Annotated in this window: 24 protein-coding genes; 23 read left to right on the top strand and 1 reads right to left on the bottom strand. The window is 49.9% G+C overall.

Going from position 1 to position 23888, the window contains the following annotated elements; translation table 11 throughout:
- Positions 1–62 precede the first annotated feature (62 nt).
- From deoC to H9X84_RS00695, 4 genes are all read left to right on the top strand, one after another.
- A complete protein-coding gene (gene deoC, locus H9X84_RS00710) occupies positions 63–716 on the top strand; it encodes a deoxyribose-phosphate aldolase (RefSeq protein WP_205132398.1) in 654 nt (217 codons plus the stop codon).
- Positions 717–790: 74 nt separating this feature from the next.
- Positions 791–1576: a transporter substrate-binding domain-containing protein gene (locus tag H9X84_RS00705; protein ID WP_205132397.1), complete on the top strand. Its 786-nt coding sequence runs from the start codon at positions 791–793 to the stop codon at positions 1574–1576.
- A 115-nt stretch (positions 1577–1691) separates the two neighbouring features.
- Positions 1692–2366: an amino acid ABC transporter permease gene (locus H9X84_RS00700; RefSeq protein WP_205132396.1), complete on the top strand. Its 675-nt coding sequence runs from the start codon at positions 1692–1694 to the stop codon at positions 2364–2366.
- Positions 2363–3091 carry an amino acid ABC transporter ATP-binding protein gene (locus H9X84_RS00695; protein WP_205132395.1) on the top strand — a complete coding sequence of 243 codons (729 nt, stop codon included), beginning with the start codon at positions 2363–2365 and terminating at the stop codon, positions 3089–3091. The genes H9X84_RS00700 and H9X84_RS00695 overlap by 4 nt, the downstream gene beginning before the upstream one ends.
- An 84-nt stretch (positions 3092–3175) precedes the next feature.
- Here the strand turns inward: H9X84_RS00695 and H9X84_RS00690 are convergent, their stop codons facing one another.
- Entirely contained in the window at positions 3176–4369 is a 1194-nt protein-coding gene (locus H9X84_RS00690) for an alanine racemase (protein ID WP_205132394.1), read from the bottom strand.
- A gap of 317 nt (positions 4370–4686) precedes the next feature.
- Between H9X84_RS00690 and rimP the strand changes: the two genes are divergently transcribed.
- The 19 genes from rimP (at position 4687) to pcrA (ending at position 23872) form a co-directional block, all read left to right on the top strand.
- The gene (gene rimP / locus H9X84_RS00685; RefSeq protein WP_205132393.1) at positions 4687–5154 is read left to right on the top strand and encodes a ribosome maturation factor RimP; all 468 of its coding nucleotides are present in this window, start codon (positions 4687–4689) and stop codon (positions 5152–5154) included.
- Positions 5155–5170: 16 nt separating this feature from the next.
- Positions 5171–6304: a transcription termination factor NusA gene (gene nusA / locus H9X84_RS00680; RefSeq protein WP_205132392.1), complete on the top strand. Its 1134-nt coding sequence runs from the start codon at positions 5171–5173 to the stop codon at positions 6302–6304.
- A gap of 22 nt (positions 6305–6326) precedes the next feature.
- Entirely contained in the window at positions 6327–6602 is a 276-nt protein-coding gene (gene rnpM / locus H9X84_RS00675) for an RNase P modulator RnpM (protein ID WP_205132391.1), read from the top strand.
- The gene (locus H9X84_RS00670; protein WP_205132390.1) at positions 6595–6927 is read left to right on the top strand and encodes a L7Ae/L30e/S12e/Gadd45 family ribosomal protein; all 333 of its coding nucleotides are present in this window, start codon (positions 6595–6597) and stop codon (positions 6925–6927) included. Before rnpM ends, H9X84_RS00670 begins: the two co-directional genes overlap by 8 nt.
- 26 nt (positions 6928–6953) lie before the next feature.
- Positions 6954–9281, top strand: coding sequence for a translation initiation factor IF-2 (infB, locus tag H9X84_RS00665; RefSeq protein ID WP_205132389.1), 2328 nt, complete (start codon positions 6954–6956; stop codon positions 9279–9281).
- A 12-nt stretch (positions 9282–9293) separates the two neighbouring features.
- Positions 9294–9677: a 30S ribosome-binding factor RbfA gene (rbfA, locus tag H9X84_RS00660; RefSeq protein WP_205132388.1), complete on the top strand. Its 384-nt coding sequence runs from the start codon at positions 9294–9296 to the stop codon at positions 9675–9677.
- Positions 9664–10617 carry a DHH family phosphoesterase gene (locus tag H9X84_RS00655; protein WP_205132387.1) on the top strand — a complete coding sequence of 318 codons (954 nt, stop codon included), beginning with the start codon at positions 9664–9666 and terminating at the stop codon, positions 10615–10617. The genes rbfA and H9X84_RS00655 overlap by 14 nt, the downstream gene beginning before the upstream one ends.
- A 12-nt stretch (positions 10618–10629) precedes the next feature.
- Positions 10630–11529: a tRNA pseudouridine(55) synthase TruB gene (gene truB, locus H9X84_RS00650; protein ID WP_205132386.1), complete on the top strand. Its 900-nt coding sequence runs from the start codon at positions 10630–10632 to the stop codon at positions 11527–11529.
- Between the two features lie 16 nt (positions 11530–11545).
- Positions 11546–12502 (top strand): bifunctional riboflavin kinase/FAD synthetase, encoded by a 957-nt coding sequence (locus tag H9X84_RS00645; RefSeq protein WP_205132385.1) that lies wholly within the window; start codon positions 11546–11548, stop codon positions 12500–12502.
- A 12-nt stretch (positions 12503–12514) separates the two neighbouring features.
- Positions 12515–13396, top strand: coding sequence for a DMT family transporter (locus H9X84_RS00640; RefSeq protein WP_205132384.1), 882 nt, complete (start codon positions 12515–12517; stop codon positions 13394–13396).
- A 203-nt stretch (positions 13397–13599) separates the two neighbouring features.
- Positions 13600–13863, top strand: coding sequence for a 30S ribosomal protein S15 (gene rpsO / locus H9X84_RS00635; protein WP_205132383.1), 264 nt, complete (start codon positions 13600–13602; stop codon positions 13861–13863).
- Positions 13864–14043: 180 nt separating this feature from the next.
- Positions 14044–16179: a polyribonucleotide nucleotidyltransferase gene (locus tag H9X84_RS00630; protein WP_205132382.1), complete on the top strand. Its 2136-nt coding sequence runs from the start codon at positions 14044–14046 to the stop codon at positions 16177–16179.
- A gap of 198 nt (positions 16180–16377) precedes the next feature.
- Positions 16378–17643, top strand: a complete 1266-nt coding sequence (locus tag H9X84_RS00625; RefSeq protein WP_205132381.1) for a M16 family metallopeptidase — start codon at positions 16378–16380, stop codon at positions 17641–17643.
- Positions 17644–17712: 69 nt separating this feature from the next.
- Entirely contained in the window at positions 17713–17949 is a 237-nt protein-coding gene (locus tag H9X84_RS00620) for a DUF378 domain-containing protein (protein ID WP_205132380.1), read from the top strand.
- 47 nt (positions 17950–17996) lie between these two features.
- Positions 17997–18830: a diaminopimelate epimerase gene (dapF, locus tag H9X84_RS00615; protein WP_205132379.1), complete on the top strand. Its 834-nt coding sequence runs from the start codon at positions 17997–17999 to the stop codon at positions 18828–18830.
- A gap of 14 nt (positions 18831–18844) precedes the next feature.
- Positions 18845–20128 (top strand): GTPase HflX, encoded by a 1284-nt coding sequence (hflX, locus tag H9X84_RS00610; protein WP_205132378.1) that lies wholly within the window; start codon positions 18845–18847, stop codon positions 20126–20128.
- Between the two features lie 279 nt (positions 20129–20407).
- A complete protein-coding gene (locus H9X84_RS00605) occupies positions 20408–21124 on the top strand; it encodes a phosphatase (RefSeq protein ID WP_205132377.1) in 717 nt (238 codons plus the stop codon).
- A 79-nt stretch (positions 21125–21203) separates the two neighbouring features.
- The gene (locus H9X84_RS00600; protein ID WP_205132376.1) at positions 21204–21521 is read left to right on the top strand and encodes a YerC/YecD family TrpR-related protein; all 318 of its coding nucleotides are present in this window, start codon (positions 21204–21206) and stop codon (positions 21519–21521) included.
- Positions 21522–21631: 110 nt separating this feature from the next.
- Positions 21632–23872: a DNA helicase PcrA gene (gene pcrA / locus H9X84_RS00595; protein WP_205132375.1), complete on the top strand. Its 2241-nt coding sequence runs from the start codon at positions 21632–21634 to the stop codon at positions 23870–23872.
- The last annotated feature ends 16 nt before the right edge of the window (positions 23873–23888 follow it).

The following is a 23888-nucleotide window of genomic DNA, read 5'->3' as shown; positions in this document are numbered from 1 at the left end:
GTGCGAAAGATTTTGTGCTATACTGATTGAGTATGTATAACAATGAAAAAGAGGGTGAATATATGCAAAAACAGGAGATCCTTTCTCATGTGGATCATACGTTGCTGAAACAACAGGCAACCTGGCGGGAGATCGAAAAAATCTGCGAGGAAGCCTTGGAGAATCATACCGCTTCTGTTTGTATTCCCCCAGCTTTCGTCAAGCAGGCAGCCGATTTTCTGGCTGGACGGGTTCCCGTATGTACGGTCATTGGTTTTCCTAACGGATACCAGACAACAGCCGTAAAGGCCTTTGAAACAAAGGACGCTGTGGCAAACGGCGCCGATGAGATCGATATGGTCATCCATGTGGGAATGGTAAAAGAAGGCCGTTATGAAGATGTACTGGCAGAGATCAATCAGGTGAAGGAAGCCTGTGACGGCAGAATTTTGAAGGTCATCATAGAGACCTGCATGCTGACGGAAGAGGAAAAAAAGGAGCTTTGCCGGATTGTGAGCCGCTCTAACGCTGATTATATTAAAACCAGCACCGGTTTTGGCGGTGGCGGAGCAACGGCGGAGGATGTAGCCCTTTTTGCGGAATATACCACAGACGGAACAAAGATCAAAGCGGCCGGCGGCATTCGGTCCGTGGCGGACGCGGAGGAGTTTCTTCGTCTGGGGGCAGATCGTCTGGGCAGTAGCTCTCTGGTGGCTATGCTCCATGAACAGGACTGATACAGACCGGTTTCGGGAAGAAGCGGCTTGTACCATATAAAACTTTAATTCATTTATCTAAGGGAGGAATTGAAATGAGTTTATTCAAGAAATTCGCAGCAACAGCAATGGCACTGACCATGGTATTCGGTCTGGCAGCATGCGGCGGCACCACAGATTCTACAGAAGGTACAGATTCTGCAGAAGGCAAGACTTATGTGATCGGTACAGATACAACTTTCGCGCCTTTTGAATTCACAACAGAAGCTGGTGACTTCGTTGGTATCGACATCGACCTGATGAACGCTATCGCAGAAGATCAGGGCTTCACAGTAGAATTCAACTCTCTGGGCTTCAACGCAGCAGTACAGGCTCTGGAAGCTGGTCAGGTTGACGGCGTTATCGCTGGTATGAGCATCACAGAAGAAAGACAGGAAAAATTCGACTTCTCCGAACCTTACTTCGACAGCGGCGTTGTTATGGGTATCAAGGCTGACAACGAAGAAATCACAAGCTACGAAGATCTGGCAGGCAAAAAAGTTGCTGTAAAGATCGGTACAGAAGGTCAGGCTTTTGCTGAATCCATCAAAGATCAGTATGGCTTCACAACCGTTACATTCGATGATTCCAACGCTATGTACATGGACGTAACAGCAGGCAACTCCGTAGCTTGCTTTGAAGACTATCCTGTAATGGGCTACGCAATCACACAGGGCGTAGGTCTGAAAATGGTAACAGAAAAAGAACAGGGCAGCTCCTATGGTTTCGCTGTAAACAAAGGTGAAAACGCTGAACTGCTGGAAATGTTCAACGCTGGTCTGGCTAACCTGAAGGAAAGCGGCAAATACGACGAAATTCTGGCAACATATATCCAGGAATAATTAAAACAAACAGTACGGTCAAGCCCCGGCCTTTGGCCGAGGCTTGCGCCTTGCTTTTTGCAGGATAAGACATTATCCGAAAAATCTTTTGTAATTTAGTTGGGAGTAGTGCCTTATGGGTGAGTTTTTTCAAGCAATTTTAAATTTTATATCTTATGCTGTATCGATTGCCCCCAGACTGTTTGAGGGGCTGAAGCTTACGGCGGGAATGACGGTATGTTCTCTGGCATTGGGGATCATTGTAGGTTTGATTTCCTGTTTCTTCTCCATTTCCAGAGTCAAGGTCCTGAATAAGATTTCCGGCGCATATTTGAGCGTGATCCGTGGTACCCCTCTGATGGTACAGGCCATGTTCATTTATTTTGGTATTACCGGCGCGCTGGATATCCGTATTACATCGTTTTCCGCGGCGGTTATCGTTCTGATGCTGAACGCGGGCGCGTATCTGTCTGAGATCTTCCGAAGCGGTATCAACGCCATCAACAAAGGCCAGATGGAGGCAGCAAGAAGCCTTGGACTGCCCCACGGCGTGGCGATGCGGAAGGTAATTCTGCCGCAGGCCATTCGTATCGTGATTCCTTCTGTAACCAACCAGTTCATTATTACGCTGAAGGATACTTCTATTTTGTCTGTTATCGGCGTAGCGGAACTGATGCGTCAGAGTAATCAGATTGTATCCGGCAACTTCCGTGGGTTTGAAACCTATGCCGTAGTTGCGATCTGGTACTACGTTCTGGTTATCATCCTGACCAAGCTCTTTAAGATCCTTGAGAGGAGGCTGGCAAATTGATTAAGGTAAAAGTGGAAAACCTGAAGAAAAGCTTTGGCAGTCTTGAGGTTCTGAAGAATATCAATCTGGAAGTAAAGGAAGGGGAAGTGGTTTGTCTCATTGGGCCTTCCGGCTCTGGGAAAAGTACCTTCCTGCGCTGTCTGAATAAACTGGAGGAGCCCACCGGCGGCGTGGTAATCGTTGATGACTACGACCTGATGGCAAAAACCTCCGATATCAATAAAATTCGAGAGAACATCGGTATGGTGTTCCAGCAGTTCAATCTGTTCCCGCATCTGACAGTATTGAAAAATATCATGCTGGCTCCTGTGGACAGAAAACGCATGACAAAGGAACAGGCGGAAGAAAAAGCGAAAAAGCTTTTGGATCGTGTCGGCCTTTTGGAAAAGGCGGATGTATATCCCGCCAGCCTTTCCGGCGGTCAGCAGCAGCGTGTGGCCATTGCCCGTGCGTTGGCTATGGAACCCGATATCATGCTTTTTGACGAGCCCACCTCCGCGCTGGACCCGGAAATGGTAGGGGAAGTTCTGGAGGTTATGAAGAAACTGGCGGCCGACGGTATGACTATGATCGTCGTAACCCATGAAATGGGCTTTGCCCGTGAGGTGGCGGACCGCGTAATCTTCATGGATGGCGGTTACATCGTAGAGGAAGGCACACCGGAAGAGGTGTTTGGCAATCCTCAGAATAAAAGAACCCAGGATTTCCTGAACAAAGTGCTGTAATGAGAAAAGCCCATAAGGAAAAAATGAAAGCCGAGATGGTCAATGACGTTCTCGGCTTTTTCTTTGTTTTAAAGAATATTTTTGTTAACGATCGCTGTCTTCCTCCAGCCAGATCTGCGCAGGCATCGGCTGGGACGCGAATAGCAAAGGAGAGAGCGAATACCCATAACTGCCGGCGTGGGAAAATACGATCCGATCGCCGATTTTGGCCTGGGGCAAACAGATATTGGATGCCATGACATCCTGGGCGGTACAGAGATGCCCTACAATATCTGCGGAAATCTCTTTTCCGCCTTCCGCCAGAAGGGAAATCCGGCAGGGAGCACTATGGGTATAAAAGGGTTCCGCCGCGGCGGGATGGCCGCCGTCCTTCAGCAGAAGCTCTTTCAGGACAGGACGGAAAAATCCGTTGGCGCCGTTTTTGACGATATAATACGTTTTCCCGTGAGAGACCTTGATGTCGACAATTTCTGTAACGTAGTTTCCGCAGGCCCCTACAAGAAAGCGCCCGCTTTCCAGAAGGAATTTTGCCTTCAGACGGGGGCGGTAAGATGCTATCAGGGGCAGGAGGGACTCTTTCAGGACAGTCAGATCCAGAGCGGGGTCCTGCGCCTGGTCATATATGATGCCAATGCCGCTGCCAAAATTGATATAATCCAGAGAATTGCCTAAAAGATGCTCCATTTCCAGAGCCAGTTCCAGAATATCCCGGTAGTAGTCAATGAGCGTCTGTGCTGAAAGAACCTGTGAGCGCAGATGGATATGCAGGCCGTTGATGCGGATCTGAGACAATGCTCCAAGACGGCCGATGTCAGTACGCAGCTGTTCCCAGTCGATACCGAACTTGGAGGGGGTGCCTTCGCCGCCGCCCATGGAAAAGGGCGGGTTGATGCGCAGCCCTGCGGAAAGGCTCTGCTGTTTTTGGAGGGCAATTTCCTGACACAGTTCCAGCTCATGGAAACTGTCGGCGATCAGATGACATTCTCTCCAGGTCTGGAGAAGATCCTCCTTTGTTTTTCCAGGGGCGGAATAATAGATTTTTTCTGCCGGAATACCGGACCTGCGGCATTGCAGCACCTCGGCGGCAGAAGCCGCGTCCGCGCCGTAGCCCAGTGCCGCCATGGTCTCCAGAATTGGCAAAAAGGGGTTTGTTTTCACAGAATAGAGAATTTCAAAGACGGAAAGATCGTTTAATTTTTCCGCCTGGGACAAAATATCCTTTTTATGATAAGCATAAAATGGTGTTGGGGTGGTAATATATTGTTCGGGTAATTTCATATATGGCACATCCTTTCCCGCTTATGTACAGCTAGGGTATTTTCAGACAGAGGACAGGAGCGAAAAGGGACATGATTATTTTCCTGCCGCTGTGTTCTCCGATGTCTTCGCACTGTTCTGTTTGCAGTATATCATATGGGCGGAGAAAGTCCAGAAAGGCCAGGTATTTTGGTAAAAATGAGAAAAACCCTTGCATGAATTGGGGAAGAATGGTATACTATGTAAAGTAAATGATAGTTGTTCAGAAAAAGAGTGGGTGAAAGCCCACTCTTTATTGTTGCATAGGCAGAAAATACTTTGGATAATGAGGTGAAAGAATGGCAAAAGGCAGCAATACGGAAAAGAAGGTCCTGCCCCTGCTGGAACCCATCGTGGAAGAAAATGGGCTGGAGCTGGTAGATCTGGAATTTGTGAAGGAAGGCGCCAACTGGTATCTGCGTATCTATATCGACAAGGAAGGCGGCGTGACCATTGACGACTGCGAGACCGTCAGCCGTCTGCTGGAAGAAAAAATGGACGCGGCAGACCCCATTGAACAGGCGTATATTCTGGAGGTAAGCTCTCCCGGTATCGACCGTCCGCTGAAAAAAGAAGCGGATTTTCAACGGTTCCAGGGCGAAATCATAGATGTAAAGCTGTATCAGGCAAAGGACGGCAGAAAACAGTTCCAGGGCAAGCTGGCTGGTTATGCCGACGGCGTGATTACGTTGGAAGAAGAAGACGGAAGTGTATTTGAGTTTACATTGAAAGATACAGCCAGTGTGAGACTGGCAGTGATTTTCTAAGGGAGGAATAGGAAAAATGGACAGTAAGGAATTTTTGGATGCGCTGAATCTGATCGAAAAAGAAAAGGGCATTGATAAAGAAATCATTTTTGAGGCCATTGAGGCCTCTCTGGTTTCCGCCTGCAAAAAGAACTTCGGTTCCGGTCAGAGCATTAAGGTGACCATTGACAGAGAAAGCGGCGAAGTAGCCTGCTACGCGCAGAAGGAAGTTGTAGAAGAGGTTATGGACCCGCAGACAGAAATCTCCTTGGGAGAAGCCAGAGTACTCAGACCCAATTATGAACTGGGTGATATGATTGATTTCGAGGTAACACCCAGAGACTTTGGCCGTGTGGCTGCCCAGACAGCAAAACAGGTGGTGGTACAGAAATTCAGAGAAGCGGAAAGAGAAATCCTTTATAATCAGTACATCACCAAAGAACGTGAAGTCGTAACCGCTATTGTACAGCGCAGAGAAAGAAGAAATGTCATTGTGCAGATGGGCAAGATCGACGCGGTGCTTTCCGCTAACGAGCAGATCCCCGGTGAGCAGTATAATTTCATGGACCGCATCAAGGTATATGTGCTGGAAGTAAAACAGATGCCCAAGGGTCCCCAGATCTTTGTTTCCAGAACCCATCCCGAACTGGTAAAACGCCTCTTTGAACAGGAAGTTCCGGAAGTGCATGACGGTACTGTGGAAATCAAGAGTATTGCCAGAGAAGCGGGCAGCAGAACAAAGATCGCCGTTTATTCCAAGAACCCCAATGTGGACGCTCTGGGTGCCTGCGTTGGTCAGAATGGCTGCCGTGTCAATGTAATCGTGAACGAACTGGGCGGCGAAAAGATCGACGTCATCAACTGGAGCGAAGACCCGAAGGAATTTATCGCGGCGGCTCTGAACCCTTCCAAAGTAGTGGAAGTGGCTGTAAATGAGGAAGAACAGAGCGCGAAGATTGTTGTGCCGGATCATCAGCTGTCCCTGGCTATCGGCAAGGAAGGCCAGAACGCGAGACTGTCCGCGAAGCTGACCGGATGGAGAATCGACATCAAGAGCGAGACACAGGCCAGAGAAACCAATTTCCTGGACGACACACCTGCGGTGGAAGAACCTCTGGAAGATGTGGAACTGGCGGAAGAGGCACAGGAAGATGTGCTGACAGAAGAATAAGAGATCGGGAGGCGGCAGGAACATGAAACAGAGAAAAGTACCTCTTAGAAAATGCACCGGCTGTCAGGAGATGAAGGATAAAAGAGAACTGATCCGTATTGTCAGAAATGACGAAGGCGAGTTTTCTTTGGATCGTACAGGCAAGAAACCGGGCAGAGGCGCATATATTTGTCCCAATGCGGATTGTCTGGCTAAGGCGCAGAAATCCAAGGGCCTGGAAAGATCCTTCAAGGCGCCGGTCCCCAAAGAAGTCTATGAGGCGCTTTTGGCGCAGCTGGAGGAAGAAAACCATGCGTAAGGTATACTCCCTTTTGGGACTTTGCAAAAAAGCAGGAAAACTGGCAGGCGGCGAAGCGGCGGCGGAACAGGCTGTTCGTGACGGCAGTGCCAGATTATTGATCGTAGCGGAGGACGCCTCCGCCAATACAAAAAAGAAATTCCATAATTCCGCGGCCTATTACCATATTCCCATTGTGGAGGCGGGAGAAAAGGCGCAGCTGGGCAGAGCCATTGGACAGGAGATCCGGGCGGTACTGGCTGTAACGGAGGAAGGCTTTGCCAAAAAGCTGGAAGCGCTGTGCGCGGAAGAGAGGAAAGAACGGATGGAACTTATGGAAGATTGAAGATAGAGAAAGACGAGGTGCGGCGAATGTCGAAAATGCGAATTTATGAACTGGCAAAGCAGCTTGGCGTTGCCAATAAAGATCTGATGGAAAAAATGAAGAGCATCGGGCTGGAGGCAAACAGCCATATGAGTATGGTATCAGAAGCAGATGCGGAAAAGATCACTGCCCTGTACCAGCCCGCGGCACAAAAAGCGGAAGAAAAGAAAGAGGAAAAAAAGGCGGCGCCTGCCCAGCAGAAAAAGCAGAACGCCCCGAAACAGGAAGCATCCAGACAAAAGCCTCAGGAAAAACAGAAACCTCAGGACAGACAGGAAAAGAAAGACGGACAGGAGCAGAAGAACAGAGGCGACAGAAAGCCTCAGGACAGCAGACCTGCCCAGAATAACCAGAATCAGAAAAACAGACCAAACAATCAGAGCGCCCAGAATGGACAGAATAACCAGAATCAGGGCAAAAAGGATAAAAAGGGCAAAGGCAAAAAAGATCAGAAACCCAGAGAAAACCCCATGGAACGCAGAAGACGGGAAATGGAAGAGGAAGCGGCTCTGATGGCGGAACTGGAAGCACTGGAAGCTGCGGAAAAAGCGGCAAACGCGGACCCTGTTATTAAGACCATTCCTGCCACTATTTCCGTAAAGGAACTGGCGGAGGTTCTGGGCAAGAAGGGTTCTGATCTGGTCATGGCGCTGATGAAAAAAGGCCAGATGCTCAATATCAATGCGACACTGGACTTTGATTCCGCCGCTGCTATCGCGGAGGATTACAATGTGATCCTGGAAAAAGAAGAAGAAAAGGATATCATGGAGACTGTATTCGCCGAAGAGGAAGACGACGAAAAGGATTTGCAGGAACGTCCTCCCGTTGTTGTAGTTATGGGCCACGTTGACCATGGCAAAACCTCTCTGCTGGACGCTATCCGCCACAGTAATGTAACAAAGGGTGAGGCCGGCGGTATTACCCAGCACATCGGTGCTTATACCGTACAGATCGACGGCAAGCCCATCACTTTCCTGGATACCCCCGGTCATGAAGCCTTCACGGCTATGCGTATGCGCGGCGCTCAGATCACGGATATCGCTGTTCTGGTGGTTGCGGCTGACGACGGCGTAATGCCCCAGACCGTAGAGGCGATCAACCATGCCAAGGCGGCTGGCGTCGAGATTATCGTTGCCATCAATAAAATGGATAAACCCTCCGCTAACCCGGACCGTGTAAAACAGGAACTGGTGGAATATGAACTGCTGGCAGAGGACTGGGGCGGTCAGACCATTTGTGTGCCTGTTTCCGCGGCAACCAAAGAGGGTATTGATACTCTGCTGGAAATGATTACACTGGTGGCGGAAATGAAGGAACTGAAGGCAAATCCTAAGAAAAAGGCCAGAGGCGCCATCGTAGAAGCACAGCTGGACAAAGGCAGAGGACCTGTGGCAACGGTACTGGTACAGAACGGTACTTTGCAGGTAGGCGATCCTATCGTAGCGGGAGCCGCTTACGGCAAGATCCGCGCTATGACCGATGATAAGGGCAGACGGGTGAAAAAAGCAGGCCCTTCCACTCCTGTGGAAATCCTGGGCCTTTCCGAAGTACCTTCCGCCGGTGACAGCTTCTATGTAGCGGAAAGTGAAAAACAGGCAAGACAGGTAGCAGAAAGCATTATTGCCAAGAACAGAGAAAACCTGATTAAAGAAACACCTCAGAAGGTATCTCTGGACGATTTGTTCAGCCAGATCCAGAGCGGCAATATGAAGGAACTGAATATCGTTGTAAAGGCGGACGTACAGGGCTCCGTAGAGGCTGTGCGCCAGAGTCTGGAACGTCTGTCCAATGAGGAAGTGCGGGTACGCATCATCCATGGCGGTGTCGGCGCCATTACAGAAAGCGACGTTATGCTGGCTTCCGCCTCCAACGCCATCATCATTGGCTTTAATGTACGTCCCGAGCCTGCGGCAAAGGCCTTTGCCGATGAGGAAAAAGTCGATGTACGTCTGTATCGTGTCATTTATAATGCCATCGAGGACGTGACAGCGGCAATGAAAGGGATGCTGGACCCTGTCTTTGAAGAACAGGTACAGGGTCATGCGGAAGTACGTCAGCTCTTTAAGGCTTCCGGCGTAGGCACTATTGCGGGCTGCTATGTCAAGGACGGCAAGTTCACAAGAAGCAGTCAGGTACGTATCATTCGGGATGGTATCGTTGTTTACGAAGGCGATCTGGAAAGCCTGAAACGCTTCAAGGATGACGTAAAAGAGGTTGCGGCCGGTTACGAATGCGGTCTGGTATTCAAGAAATTTAATGATGTAAAGGAAGGCGACTGGGTAGAAGCCTTTACCATGGTAGAGGTGCCCCGGTAAGCAGGTGATAGAATGAAGAAAAATACTAGAATTTCCCGTGTCAATGACGAGATTTTTAAGGAAATCTCTCAGATTGTGCGGGCAGAACTGAAAGACCCCCGTATCGGCGCCATGACCAGCGTTGTGCGGGTGGATACCACACAGGATCTGAAATACTGCAAGGTATATGTTTCTGTTCTGGGAGATGAGGCGCAGAAAGAAAGCGTGATGAAGGGCCTGAAAAACGCCGGCGGCTTCATCCGCCATCTGATTGCGGAAAGAGTGAATCTGCGGATCACACCGGAATTGATTTTCAAGCTGGATGAATCCGCGGAATACGCTGTGCGCATGGAACAGCTTATGCGTCAGATCTCTCAGGACCGTGAGGAGAGAGAAGGAGCCCATGAGGGAGAATAATACAAAACAAGAAATTCTGGAACAAATCGCCAGAGCAAATACCATACAGATTGCGGGGCACACCAATCCCGATGGGGACGCCATCGGGGCCTGCCTCGCCATGGGCGCGGCTCTGGTGGCGGCCGGGAAGAAAGTGACGGTGCTTTTGGAGGCCTATGCGCCCAAATACACGGTCATTCCCAATGGTCATCTGGTAAAGGCGGCGGAAGGCCCCGCGGACTTGTTTCTGGCGCTGGACTGCGGCGATGAAGGCCGACTGGGACAGGCGGCGGAGTGGTTCCATCAGGCAGCCTATACCATCAACATCGACCATCATGGCAGCAATACCCGGTATGGACAGATGAATTATGTGGAGGGAGACGCTTCCTCTACCTGTGAGATCGTTTATGGCTTTCTGGAAGGGAACTATGAAATTGACAGAGATATGGCCTCCGGCCTTTATGCCGGTCTGATTTATGATACCGGCGGTTTCCGTCATTCCTCTACCTCTCCGGAGACCATGCGGATTGCGGGAGAATTGATGAAGAAGGGCATCCCCTTTACGGAGATCTACAACCGCTTCTTTGACAGCCGCAGCTTTTCGGAACTGAAAATCATGGGACAGGCCCTGGAAAACGCGGCGCTGTTCTTCGATGGAAAAGTGGTGTGTGCCACAGTGACCACAGAGGAGATTGTACGCTGCCACGGCACCAACAAAGAACTGGACGCCATTATCAATTATCTTAATGGGGTACAGGGAACGGCGGTGGCCTGTTTCCTTTATGAAAAAACACCCACAGAGGTCAAGGCCAGCTTCCGGGGGAAAGACGGATATGACGTATGCGCGCTGGCCCAGAAATTCGGCGGCGGCGGCCATGTGAAGGCGGCAGGCTGTACCATTGCGGCGCCCATAGAAAAGGCAAAGGAAATGGTGCTGGCGGAAATGGAAAAAATGCTGTAAGGAGGAAATCGCTTGGACGGTATTTTCAATATCTATAAGGAAAAGGGATATACCTCTCATGATGTGGTGGCGGTGGTGCGAAAAACCCTGCATATGAAAAAGGTAGGCCATACGGGAACTCTGGACCCGGACGCGGAAGGCGTGCTGCCGGTGTGCGTAGGGAAAGCAACAAAGCTGTCAGATATTATCATGGACGGCAGAAAAAGCTATCGGGCTGTGGTCCGGCTGGGGATTACCACTACCACAGAGGATGCCTCCGGGGAAGTGCTGGAGGAAAAGACTGTGGATTTTGACGAGGATCAGATCCGCCGGACGGTGGCAGAATTTACAGGAGAGATCCGTCAGATCCCGCCTATGTATTCCGCCATCAAGATCAATGGCAAAAAACTGTATGAACTGGCAAGGGAAGGCAAGGAAGTGGAACGGAAGGCGAGGACTGTAACCATTTACGGCATCACCATCCGGAATTTCCTGCCTCCCGACGCCTTTGAAATAGATGTGGACTGTTCCAAAGGGACTTATATCCGTACCATTTGCAGCGATATTGGCAAGGCTTTGGGCTGCGGCGCCCATATGGCCAGCCTGCTTCGTACAAAAACAGGCGCCTTTTGTCTGGAAAACGCCATCCGGCTGGAGGAACTGAAGACGCTGGCGGAGGAAGGCCGGGCGGAAGAGGCGCTGCTGTCTATGGAGCGGGCTTTGGCCGGCTACAAGGAAGTGGTGGTTTCGGAACAGTCGGAAAAGCTGCTGTATAACGGCGGAAAGATACGTTCCGCTTTTTACCGCAGCCGGCAGCCGCTGGCGGCGGGAGAGATCGTATCTGTTTATGACAGCAAAAAACAGCTGGTAGGACTGTATCAGGTATGTGAAGAGGACGGATTTTTTATCAAGCCCTTTAAAATGCTGATTTAAAAGGAGTAGCAGAATCATGGAACATATTACAGACGGACGTGTGGACCGGATCAGACCGACTGCCATTACTTTGGGGAATTTTGACGGCCTGCATCAGGGACATCGCGCCTTGATTCAACTGACAAAGCAGTTTGCGGAGGAGGAAGGTCTGGAAAGCGTGGCATTTTCCTTTTCTCCTCATCCCATGCTGGTATTCAGGAAAAAAGAGGATTTCGCCCTGATTATGGCACCTTCAGAAAAGAAGTTCACTATGGAGCAGATGGGCGTAGATACCTATATCGAATATCCCTTTGATAAAGAGTTCGCGGCAACCTCAGCGGAGGATTTCGCCGTAAAGCTGCTGTTTGAAAGAATGAAGTGCAAGGTGCTGGTGGTAGGGGAAAACTACCATTTCGGCAGCAACCGTAGCGGAAATTATGAGTTCCTGCGCCGGGTAGGGCAGGAACACGGCGTTAAGGTCATCGCGGTGCCTTCAGTACAGTACGAGGGCGAGCGTGTCAGCAGCTCCCGCATCCGCCAGTGTCTGGTGGAAAAGGATCTGGAGGACGCCAACCGTATGCTGACGGTGCCTTATTTTATTCTGGGTACCGTAAAGGAAGGAAAGAAACTGGGGCGGACCATTGGGTTCCCTACAGTAAATATCGAGCCCCATCCTTTGAAGCTGTTCCCTCCCAACGGGGTATACGCCACAAAGACACTGTATCAGGGAAAATATTACTATGGTGTGACCAATATCGGCAAAAACCCTACGGTCAACGGTACACAGAAAATTGTAGAAACCTATCTTTTTGACTTTAACCAGACCATTTACGGCGAAACTTTGCAGACCTTCTTTTATAAATTCCTGCGCAGCGAGCGGAAATTTGAAAGCGTAGAGGAACTGCAAAAACAGATCGCTGTCAACGCGGAACAGACAAGGGCTTATTTCGCTTCGGAGGAATACGCCCACTGGAAGGCACCGGAGGAGAAGTAAGGAGAAGGGCTTATGGAACAGGGAAGAAGAATGCGTGCCCACCTTCTGCTGCTTTTGACGGCAATGATTTGGGGCAGTGCCTTTGTTTTTCAGAAATTTGCCACGGAGGAGCTTTCCTCCTGGTTTATTACGGCGGCAAGATTTACGCTGGCCGCCGTTTTGATGTGGGTGATTACCTTTCCGAAATGGGGGAAACTGGATAAGGGGTATCTGCTGGGTGGTATCATCACAGGCGCAACCATGGGAACAGCCACGGCGGTGCAGACAGTCGCTCTGACCATGGGGACCACCCCGGGAAAAAGCGCTTTCCTGACAGCGGTTTACTGTGTGATTGTGCCTTTTTTCTACTGGTTCGTATCTAAGGAACGGCCCCAGAAAAATCATGTATTTGCCGCTGTGCTGTGTCTAGCCGGCATCGGGCTGATCTCTTTGAACGGCGACATGACAATGCAGGACGGGGATATCGTAACATTGATCTGCGGCGTAATCTATGCCTGTGACCTGACGGCTATCGCCTGGTTTTCCAAGGGCAGAGATCCTCTTCTGGTAACGACCATGCAGATTACTTTTTCCGCCGTCATTGGCTGGATCGGAACTATCGCTACCGGCGGGTTTCCGTCCTCCATCTCTCTGGGGGCCGCTGGAAATGTGCTGTATCTGGCGTATCTGTCCACGGCGCTGTGTCTGTTCCTCCAGTCCTATGGGCTGAAGTATACGGATGCCGCTGTGGGGACCATCCTGCTGAGTCTGGAATCCGTCTTCGGCGTCATTTTTTCCGTTCTGCTCTATCATGAGGTAGTTACGCCCAGAATGGCGGTTGGCTTCGCGGTGGTATTTGCGGCAGTGCTCCTTTCTCAATTTCGGTTTGAGAAAAGCGCCGGGAAGGAAACCTGAGAAGGCCGGAGAGCGCCAAAGACAGATAAACCCTCTGATTTTCAGGAAAAACAAGGAAAAAACATCGTTTTTTCTTGCAATCGGGGAAAGTGTATGATAAAATGAAAACGTTGTAAAAACCAGGACTCAGTTGCTGGACGCTCCGACCATAACTTAGTCCTTGGGGTTACGCAAAAAATATTTTTATTAAGGAGGCCAAAATTATGGCAACAATCAACAAACAGGAAATCATCGCAAAATACGGCAGAACACCTAACGACACAGGTTCTCCCGAAGTACAGATCGCTCTGCTGACAGCAAGAATCACTCTGCTGACAGACCATCTGAAAACCCACAAGAAAGACCATCACTCCAGAAGAGGTCTGCTGAAAATGGTTGGTCAGAGAAGAGGTCTGCTGAACTACCTGAAAGAACTGGATATCGAAAGATATCGTGCTGTTATCGCAGAACTGGGTCTGAGAAAGTAAGAAACAACCCAAAAGATAAGGAAAAGGGAGGATTTTTTTCCTCTCTTTTCTTCTATCAGACAAAGAAACCCAAAAGAAGGCGCACTATAGATTTCCAACTTTGCAAATATGGGATGCCCATGTTTTTGAAGTTGAAGATCTATGGTGCAGGGAAAAAACAAAAAGAAAAGGAGATTGATTATGTTTAGAACCTATTCCATGGAACTGGCAGGCAGAACATTGAGCGCGGAGATCGGCCGTGTAGCGGAACAGGCCAATGGCGCTGCGCTGATGCGTTACGGCGATACCACAGTGCTGGTGACCGCTACCGCATCCGAAAAGCCCAGAGAAGGCATTGATTTCTTCCCTCTGAGCATTGATTATGAAGAAAGACTGTATTCCGTAGGCAAGATCCCCGGCGGCTTTATCAAAAGAGAAGGCAGACCTTCCGAAAAAGCCATCCTGACAGCAAGATGCATCGACAGACCCCTGCGTCCGCTGTTCCCGAAGGATTACAGAAATGATGTTGCTATTGTGGCGACAGTTATGTCCGTAGATCAGGACTGCTCTCCCGAAGTGCTGGCTATGATCGGCGCTTCTCTGGCGCTGAATATTTCCGATATCCCCTTCACATATCCCGTTGCTTCTGTAAATATCGGTTATGTGGACGGCCAGCTGGTGGTAAATCCCACAGCGAAACAGAGAGAAAAAACAAAACTGTCCTTGACGGTATCTTCCAAAGAGGATAAGGTCATGATGATTGAAGCAGGCGCTGATGAAATTCCCGATGATCTGATGATGGAAGCCATCCATCTGGCTTTTGACACCAATCTGGAAGTGGTGAAATTCATTCAGGAAGTTACCGCTAAGGAAGGGAAGGCAAAAGCGCCTTATACAGAGCATGTGATCCCTGAGGACGCATACCAGATGGTAACAGAATATATTACCGACGCAAGAATGGAGGAAGCTGTATTCGCGGAACTGAAACAGGACAGAGATGCGAAGATCAAAGTTATCACAGAAGAAGTTCTGGAACAGCTGACAGAAAAACTGACAGAAATCTCCGCGGAGGATATAGATATCCCCGCTCTGGTAGATGAAATCATCTATAAATTCGAGAAAATGACCGTAAGAAGAATGATCCTCAGAGAGCACAAGCGTCCTGACGGCCGCGGCATTGAGGAAATCAGACCTTTGAGCGCGGAAGTAGACGTTCTGCCCCGGGTACATGGTTCTGCGCTGTTTACCAGAGGTCAGACACAGGCGCTGACTGTAACCACACTGGGTGCCATCAGCGAAGGCCAGCGTCTGGATGGTCTGGACGCCAACGAAACCGGCAAGCGTTATATCCATCACTATAACTTCCCCGGCTTCTCCGTAGGCGAGGCGAAAACCTCCAGAGGCCCCGGCAGACGTGAAATCGGTCACGGCGCACTGGGTGAAAGAGCACTGCTGCCCGTAATCCCCAGCGAAGAGGAATTCCCTTACGCTATCCGTCTGGTTTCCGATATTTTGAGCTCCAACGGTTCTACTTCTCAGGCATCCATCTGTGGCTCCACACTGTCTCTGATGGCGGCCGGCGTACCCATCAAACGCCCCGTAGCAGGTATTTCCGTAGGTCTGGTAACGGGCGATACAGACGATGACTTCATCGAAATTACAGATATTCAGGGTGTAGAGGACTTCTTCGGCGATATGGACTTTAAAGTAGCCGGTACCTCCGAAGGTATCACCGCCATCCAGATGGATATGAAGATCAAGGGTCTGACTTTTGAAATGATCGAACAGGCTTTTGCCCAGACTGGCAGAGCAAGAGAATATATCCTCAACGAAGTTATGCTGAAGGCCATTGCGGAACCCAGAAAAGAACTGTCCAAATATGCGCCTAAGATTGCGACTATGCAGATTGACGTGGACAAGATCGCTGAGGTCATCGGCACCAGAGGCAAAGTTATCAAGAAGATTATTGAGGAAACAAACTGCGAGATCGATACAGAGGACGACGGCAAGATCTTCATCAAAGGCACAGACCCTGCGGATATGCAGCGTGCCATTGATATGATTACCGCCATTGTCAGCGATCCTGAAATGGGTAAGGTATATAAAGGTACCATCACAAGACTGATGACCTTCGGTGCTTTTGTCGAGATCGCACCCGGCAAGGAAGGTCTGATCCACATTTCCAAGATGGCAAACAAGAGAGTTGCCAAGGTTGAGGATGTTGTGGCGCCTGGCGATGAAGTTATGGTAAAACTGATGGAGATCGACAAGCAGGGCAGACTGAACTTCTCTATGAAGGACGCTCTGGTGAAAGATGACGCTCCTGAACAGGAATAAGATCTAAGGTAAATCAAAATGGGTAAAGCAGAGGAGACTCTGTTTTATCCATTTTTTTTTCATTCGATTTTTTTGCCGGGAAAGAAAAATAAAGAAGAAGATTGCGCAAAAGCATTGATTTTGCTATGCTATAAAAGGAAATGCATAGATTTTGGAAAATGGAATATCCTAACAAGAAAAACAGGCAGGAGAGAAAATATGCTGACCATAGAAAAATTGGAAAACGGAATACAGGTGGTGCTGGAGGAAATCGGTTATGTTCGTAGTATTTCCTTTGGTATCTGGGTAAAAAACGGCACCAGAAACGAGCGGCCGGAGGAAAACGGCATTTCTCATTATATAGAGCATATGATGTTCAAGGGAACAGAACACCGCTCCGCCAAGGAGATCGCCGAGGAAATGGATGCTTTAGGCGGCCAGATCAATGCCTACACTACAAAGGAATATACTTGCTACCATACCCGGGTGCTGGACAAGCATATCACAAGGGCCATGGATGTCATGAGCGATATGCTCCTTTATCCGGCGTTTCGGGAAGAAGATGTACGGCGGGAGAGAAATGTGATTCTGGAAGAAATTGATATGTATGAGGACGCGCCGGAGGAACTGGTTCATGACTGCCTTCAGGATGCCATTTGGCAGGACTGCAGTCTGGGGATGCCTATTTTAGGCACGGAGGAGACCATATCCGCTTTTACCGCTGAGACCATACGGGAGTATTACGAGAAAAACTACCACACGGAGAATACAGTTCTATCTGTGGCGGGGAATTTCAAAAAAGAGGAAATGATGGCGCTGCTGAATCGGTACTTCGGCCAGTGGCAGCCCAAAGCGGCCTATCATCCTTATGAGACAAGGGCTGTGACGAAACAGGTGCGCATCCATCGGGAGAAGGATGTGGAACAGCTTCATACCTGTATCGCTTTTCCGGGACTGGAACGGGAGCATCCTTTAAAATACGCTTTGGCGGTGTTCCAGACCATTTTTGGCGGCGGCATGAGTTCCCGGCTGTTCCAGAAGGTAAGAGAGGAACAGGGGCTGGCCTATTCCATTTACAGCTATACCACGGCTTTTGCGGATACGGGATTATTCTGTATTTACGCCAGCATGAATCCGGCGCAGGCAGACGCCGTGTATAGAAGTATATACCATGAGATTCAGCAGATTCGCAAGGAAGGAGTTTCCCGGCAGCTGCTGGAGGTAACAAAAGAGCAGATGATCAGCAATTTTATCATTGGTTCTGAAAGCACATTGAACCGGATGACTTCCGCCGGGGCGGCGCTGCTGCTGCGTGGCGAGGTCATGGAAATGGAGGAGGTTATCTCCCGAATTGAAACCATAACGGAGGAGGATATCCATCAAGTGATGGAATTGATCTTCGGCGGAAATGATGTCAGCTATTCCGCTGTGGGAAATTTGAAACAGGCGGATTTTGCCAGCACGGCAGATCAATTTTTTTCATAAAAAAAGCAGACACAGGCATACTATGAGTACGGAATCATCCGTTTATTCATATACAGGGAGGTCGGAAGCATGAAAACAGGTAATTTTATTGCTTTGACTCTTGTGATCATCGGCGCGCTGAACTGGGGTCTCATCGGATTTTTCGGTTTCGATCTGGTGACTACCATTTTCAGCGGCTCTATGTTCTGGCTGGCCCGGGTGATCTTCGGACTGGTTGGGCTGGCTGGCCTTTGGTGCCTGAATCTGTACCGCACCGTGGGAAATGAGCCGGAACTGCATTTCGCGGGACATGGACCACAGGACTGAGCAACAGGGCGGTTCGCCGCCTTACATAGAAGAAATGGGGGAAAAAGATGCGGTTTACAAAAATGGAAGGCTGCGGCAACGATTATATTTATATCAACTGTTTTGAGGAAGAGGTAAAATGGCCGGAGGCTTTGGCGGTCGCCATGAGTGAGCGCCATTTCGGCGTTGGCGCCGATGGATTGGTTTTGATTCTGCCATCGGAAACGGCGGATTTTCGGATGCGGATGTTCAATCTGGATGGCTCCGAGGGAGAAATGTGCGGCAATGCCGTGCGCTGTATCGGGAAATATGTCTACGAACGGGGCCTGACGAAGAAAGACACTGTGACACTGGAAACTATGGGCGGCATCAAAACACTGAAACTCCATATTCAGCAGGAGAATGTTATTGCTGTGACGGTAGATATGGGCGAACCGATTTTGGAGGCGGAAAAAATTCCTGTCCGCAGTGAAAAACATCCTGTTATCGGCGAGACATTGCGGATACTGGATCGGGAATTTGCTTTTACCTGTGTTTCCATGGGAAATCCGCATGCTGTGACCTTTGTGGACAACACACAGGATTTTGATGTGGAGAAATACGGAAGTCTGGTGGAATACGCCCCTATTTTCCCAAATAAGACCAATACGGAATTTGTGCAGGTCATTGACCGGACCCATTTGGCGATGCGTGTCTGGGAACGGGGCAGCGGCGAAACCATGGCCTGTGGCACGGGAGCCAGCGCGGCTTTGGTGGCGGCGGTGCTCAATGGGCTGTGTGAACGGAAGGTGCGTATTCAGCTGCTGGGCGGTACACTGGAAATCGAATGGAGAGAATCGGACAACCATGTCTATATGACTGGTCCTGCCAGATTTTCCTTTGACGGCGTCTGGCTGCGGTAAGAGAGGAGAGCAACATGGCAAGAGAAATGCATGAAAATAAAGAGGCGGAGGAACGGCTGATTCTGGTAGGCATTGAACTGGAGGACAAAAATGCGCCTTCCGCCATGGAAACGGAGGCCTGTCTGGATGAGCTGGAAGAGCTGGTAAAAACGGCAGGCGCCGAGACAGTTGCCCGCACCATCCAGCGCCGGGAAAAAGTACATCCCGCCCACTATCTGGGCAAGGGAAAGATCGAGGAACTGAAAATGATGCTTCGTACCTATGACGCTACGGGCATCGTCTGTGATGATGAACTGTCTCCGGCCCAGCTGAAAAATCTGGAAAAAATGCTGGAAACCAAGGTCATGGACCGTACCATTGTCATTCTGGATATTTTCGCCGCCCGGGCCATTTCCGGCGAGGGGAAAATCCAGGTGGAACTGGCCCAGCTGAAATACCGTCTTTCCCGCCTGACAGGCATGGGCGCGTCCATGTCCCGATTGGGCGGCGGTATCGGTACCAGAGGCCCCGGTGAGAAAAAACTGGAAACAGACCGCCGGTACATCAAGGAACGGATTGCCGAACTGAACCGAGAGGCGAAGGAAATACAGATCCATCGGGAACTGCTGCGCAGCCAGAGAGGAAAAAAGGGCACGCCGGTGGTTTCTCTGGTAGGCTATACCAACGCGGGAAAATCTACGCTGATAAACACACTGACAGACGCGGGAGTACTGGCGGAGGATAAGCTTTTCGCCACACTGGATACTACTACCAGAAAAGTGGAACTGCCCGGCGGTTCGGAAATTCTGCTGACAGACACCGTTGGCTTTATCCAGAAACTGCCCCATCATCTGATTCAGGCGTTTCGGGCCACATTGGAGGAAATGAAGTACGCGGATATTCTGCTGCATGTGGTGGATGCTTCCAATCCCAACCGGGAGGAGCAGATGCAGGTGGTATATGACACCCTGCGGGATCTGGGCTGTCAGGATACACCGGTCATTACCGTATATAACAAAATGGACCGGGAGGTGGAACTGCCTCTGCCTATGGACAGAACGGCGAGGGATACGGTACAGATTTCCGCCATGAAACGGACCGGGCTGGAGGGGATGCTGTCCTGTATCGAGCAGCTGCTGAAAAGCTTCCGTACCTCCATGCAGGTATTGATCCCCTATCAGGAAGGGGCGTTGACGGGATGGGTCCATGGCAGATGTGAGATCATCCGGGAGGAGCATCGCGCAGACGGCGTATTTCTGGAAATTTATGCCGATGAAGAGGCCAAAAACAGACTGGCCAGATTCCAGGTGGAAGAATAAAAAACATGAAGACGGAGAGGAAACTTTCCGTCTGTTTTTTTGCTGGAAAGAGTGGGGAAAGGGTAAAATTTTGCAGTGTTTTTGGCCGCCTTTGGCTTTCTTTTTGACGGGAAAAATGGTATAATGTCTTCGCATTCAAAAATACAGCCGAAATCACGGCAAAAGAGATCATTCCCGTTCCTGTGGCCTGACGGTCCCTGCCTTTGGGGCGTTCGTGCCGCTTATTTTTGCGTCTGCAAAAAACGGGTTTTGTTTTTGCCATATAAGGGGGACAGACCCATGAAAATACAAATCGATACCCATACCCATACGCTGGCCAGCGGGCACGCATACAGCACACTGGATGAAAATATCAGCTACGCGGCCCAGATCGGTCTGAAAGCGGTGGCTATGACGGATCACGCGCCGATGATGGCGCATACGACCTGCCACGCTTATTTCGCTAATCTCCATGTGCTGCCGAATATGCTTCATGGGGTACAGCTGCTCAAAGGCATTGAGCTGAATATCATGGATTTTGATGGCACTGTGGATATGGATGATAAAGTTCTGGGAAGACTGGATATGGCCATTGCCAGCCTTCATACGCCCTGTATCAAGCCGGGTACCAGAGAAGAAAATACGAGAGCCTGCCTGAAGGTTATGGAAAATCCCATGGTGGATATTCTCGGCCATCCGGGAGACCCCAGATATCCGATGGATTATGAGGCTTTGGTAGAGCAGGCTGTAAAAACCGGCACACTGCTGGAGATCAATAATACCTCTTTGATCCCCGGCGGTTTTCGGGACGGCAGCAGCGTCAATGTGGAATATATGCTGCGGCTGTGCAAGGAGGCCGCTTTGCCGGTAGTCATTGGCAGTGATGCCCATTTTTACACCAGCATCGGAGAGTTTGGATATGTATTCGATCTGATGAAGAAGGTGGATTTTCCGGAGGAACTGGTGCTGAATCAGGACATCGACCGGCTTCTTGGCGCCTTAAAGAGGAACCGGTAAAAAGGGAAAAAAACCTTTACTTTAACACTTTAGTATGCTAATATGTATAAGAGAATTGAAAAGTAAAGGTGGCGTGGCAATGAATAAGAAAATCAAAAGTGAATTAACCGACAAACTTTTTCGTTGTATCCTCAGTATGGAAACCATAGAAGAGTGTTACCAGTTATTTGAGGATCTGTGCACAGTCAATGAGATCCAGGCCATCGCGCAGCGGATGGAGGTTGCCGCTATGCTGGACGCGAAATGCACTTATGTGGAGATTGCGGAGAAAACAGGCGCCTCTACGGCGACCATCAGCCGTGTGAATCGGTGTCTGCATTATGGCACGGACGGCTATAAGCTTGCCATTGACCGTGTGAAAAAACAGCAGGAAGAAGAGGCCGGAAAGGCAGAATAAAAACAGTATTGCAAAAAGGCGGACAGGGAAGTCGGCGGGCGGTTTTCCTCTTTCGGAGGACCGGAGCGGCTTCCTTTTCTTTGCGTAGAAACAAGAAGGAGAATAGAGTGATGATTGGATTTGAACAGCTGAACAAGATGCAGCAGCAGGCTGTATTGCAGCAGGAAGGCCCCGTATTGGTACTGGCAGGGGCAGGCAGCGGAAAAACGGGGGCGCTGACCGTCAGAATCGCCCATTTGCTGGAAAGCGGTGTAAAGCCCTGGAATATTCTGGCCATTACCTTTACCAATAAGGCGGCAAAAGAGATGCGGGAGAGAGTGGACGCTCTGGTGGGCAGCGGCGCCCAGGATGTGTGGATCAGCACCTTCCATTCCACCTGCGTGCGTATTTTGAGACGGGAGATCCACCATCTGGATTATGATAATCAGTTTTCCATTTACGATGCCGACGACCAGGAAAAGCTCATGAAGGAAGTCTTTAAGCAGCTGAATTACAGCCCTGTGGACAAATCCTTTTCTTCCCGGGCGGCGCTGGCGGCCATCAGTAAGCTGAAAGAGGAAATGGTCAGCGTGGAGGATTATGTGAAGTCTGTGGACCCTATGGATATCCGGGCTTCCAAGACAGCCAAGTGCTATCAGCTGTACCAGAAGATGCTGAAGGAAAACAACGCGCTGGATTTTGATGATCTGATTTATAAAACAGTACTGCTGTTCCGTACCTGTCCCGATGTACTGGACAAATATCAGGAACGGTTCCGCTATATTATGGTAGACGAGTATCAGGATACCAATACTTCCCAGTATGAACTGGTTTATCGGTTGGCATCCAAATACCAGAACCTTTGTGTAGTAGGGGACGACGATCAGAGCATTTACGGCTGGAGAGGCGCCAATATCCGCAATATTCTGGACTTTGAAAAGGATTTCCCCAATACGGTCGTGATTAAGCTGGAACAGAATTACCGCTCCACAAAGAAGATTCTGGACGCGGCCAACGCGGTGATCCACCATAACTTGACCCGAAAGGAAAAGAGCCTCTGGACAGAAAATGACGGCGGCAGCATCCTTCATATCTATAAAGCCGACAATGAGTATGATGAGGCAAGATATGTGGCGGAGCAGATCGAGAAAATGCACGGGGAAGGCCAGAGCCTGAACCGGTTCGCTGTATTGTACCGCACCAATGCCCAGTCCCGGGCGGTGGAGGATCAGCTGGTAAAGAAGGGGATTCCCTACCGTCTGTTCGGCGGCGTGCGCTTTTATGAAAGAAAAGAGATTCGTGATATCCTTTCTTATTTGAAGGTACTGGCAAATCCCGCCGATACTATTGCTCTGCGGCGTATTATCAATGTGCCCAGAAGAGGCATTGGGGAAACCTCTCTGGAGAAGATCTCCAATTATGCCCAGCTGCATGGTCTTAGCTTTTATGACGCTCTGGCCCATCTGGATGAAATTACGGAGCTGAAAACCAGAGGGAAAAAATGTAAGGAATTTTATGAGCTGTTCGAGGGACTGCGGGCAGATTTTGCGCAGATGAAGGTATCGGAGCTGATGGACGCCGTCATCAAGCGGACGGGCTACCTCCAGCAGCTGGTGATGGAAGGCACCGACGAAGCGTTGGCGAGAATCGAAAATCTGGACGAGTTTGTTTCCAAGGCCACAGAATATGAGGAACAGAATCCCGAAGGCGGTCTGGAAGGATTCCTGGAAGATGTGGCGCTGGTGGCGGATATTGACGGCTATCAGGAAGGGGACGAGACCGTGGTGCTTATGACGCTGCACAGCGCTAAAGGTCTGGAATTTCCTTATGTGTTCATGATCGGTATGGAGGAAGGGATTTTCCCCGGTTTCCGGGCGATTATGTACGGCGGAGAAAAGGAAATCGAGGAGGAACGCCGTCTTTGCTATGTGGGCATTACAAGGGCCAAGGAAGAACTGTTCCTTTCTCATGCCAAGAGCAGAATGCAGCATGGTTTGACACAGTACAATCCCCCTTCCCGTTTCCTGAAGGAGATCCCAGAGGATCTGGTGGATATGCCTACCAGACAGATTTCCGATATGGCGAAGAAGTATGCGATGCGCAACAGCATGAAGGTTGGCCCCATTACCACCCGCAGCAAGACCAGCCCCTTTGCCCCGGCGGCGAAGAAATTCGAGATGCCGGCGCCTAAGGAATTTGTGCTGGATTATCAGGTAGGGGATAAGGTACGTGCGCCCAAATACGGTATTGGTACTGTAAAATCCATAAACCCCGGCGGCGCTGATTATGAAGTAGAGGTATCCTTTGGAGAAAAGGGTACGAAAAAATTTATGGCGAAACTTTCCAAGCTGATTAAGGTCAGTGAGGGTTGATATAAGGAGTGATGCA

This window comes from Anaerotignum lactatifermentans, assembly GCF_016902535.1.
In the GTDB taxonomy this organism is placed as follows: domain Bacteria; phylum Bacillota; class Clostridia; order Lachnospirales; family Anaerotignaceae; genus Anaerotignum; species Anaerotignum lactatifermentans_A.
Note: the sequence above shows the minus strand (reverse complement) of the source record. Positions and strands in the feature narration are given on the sequence as shown.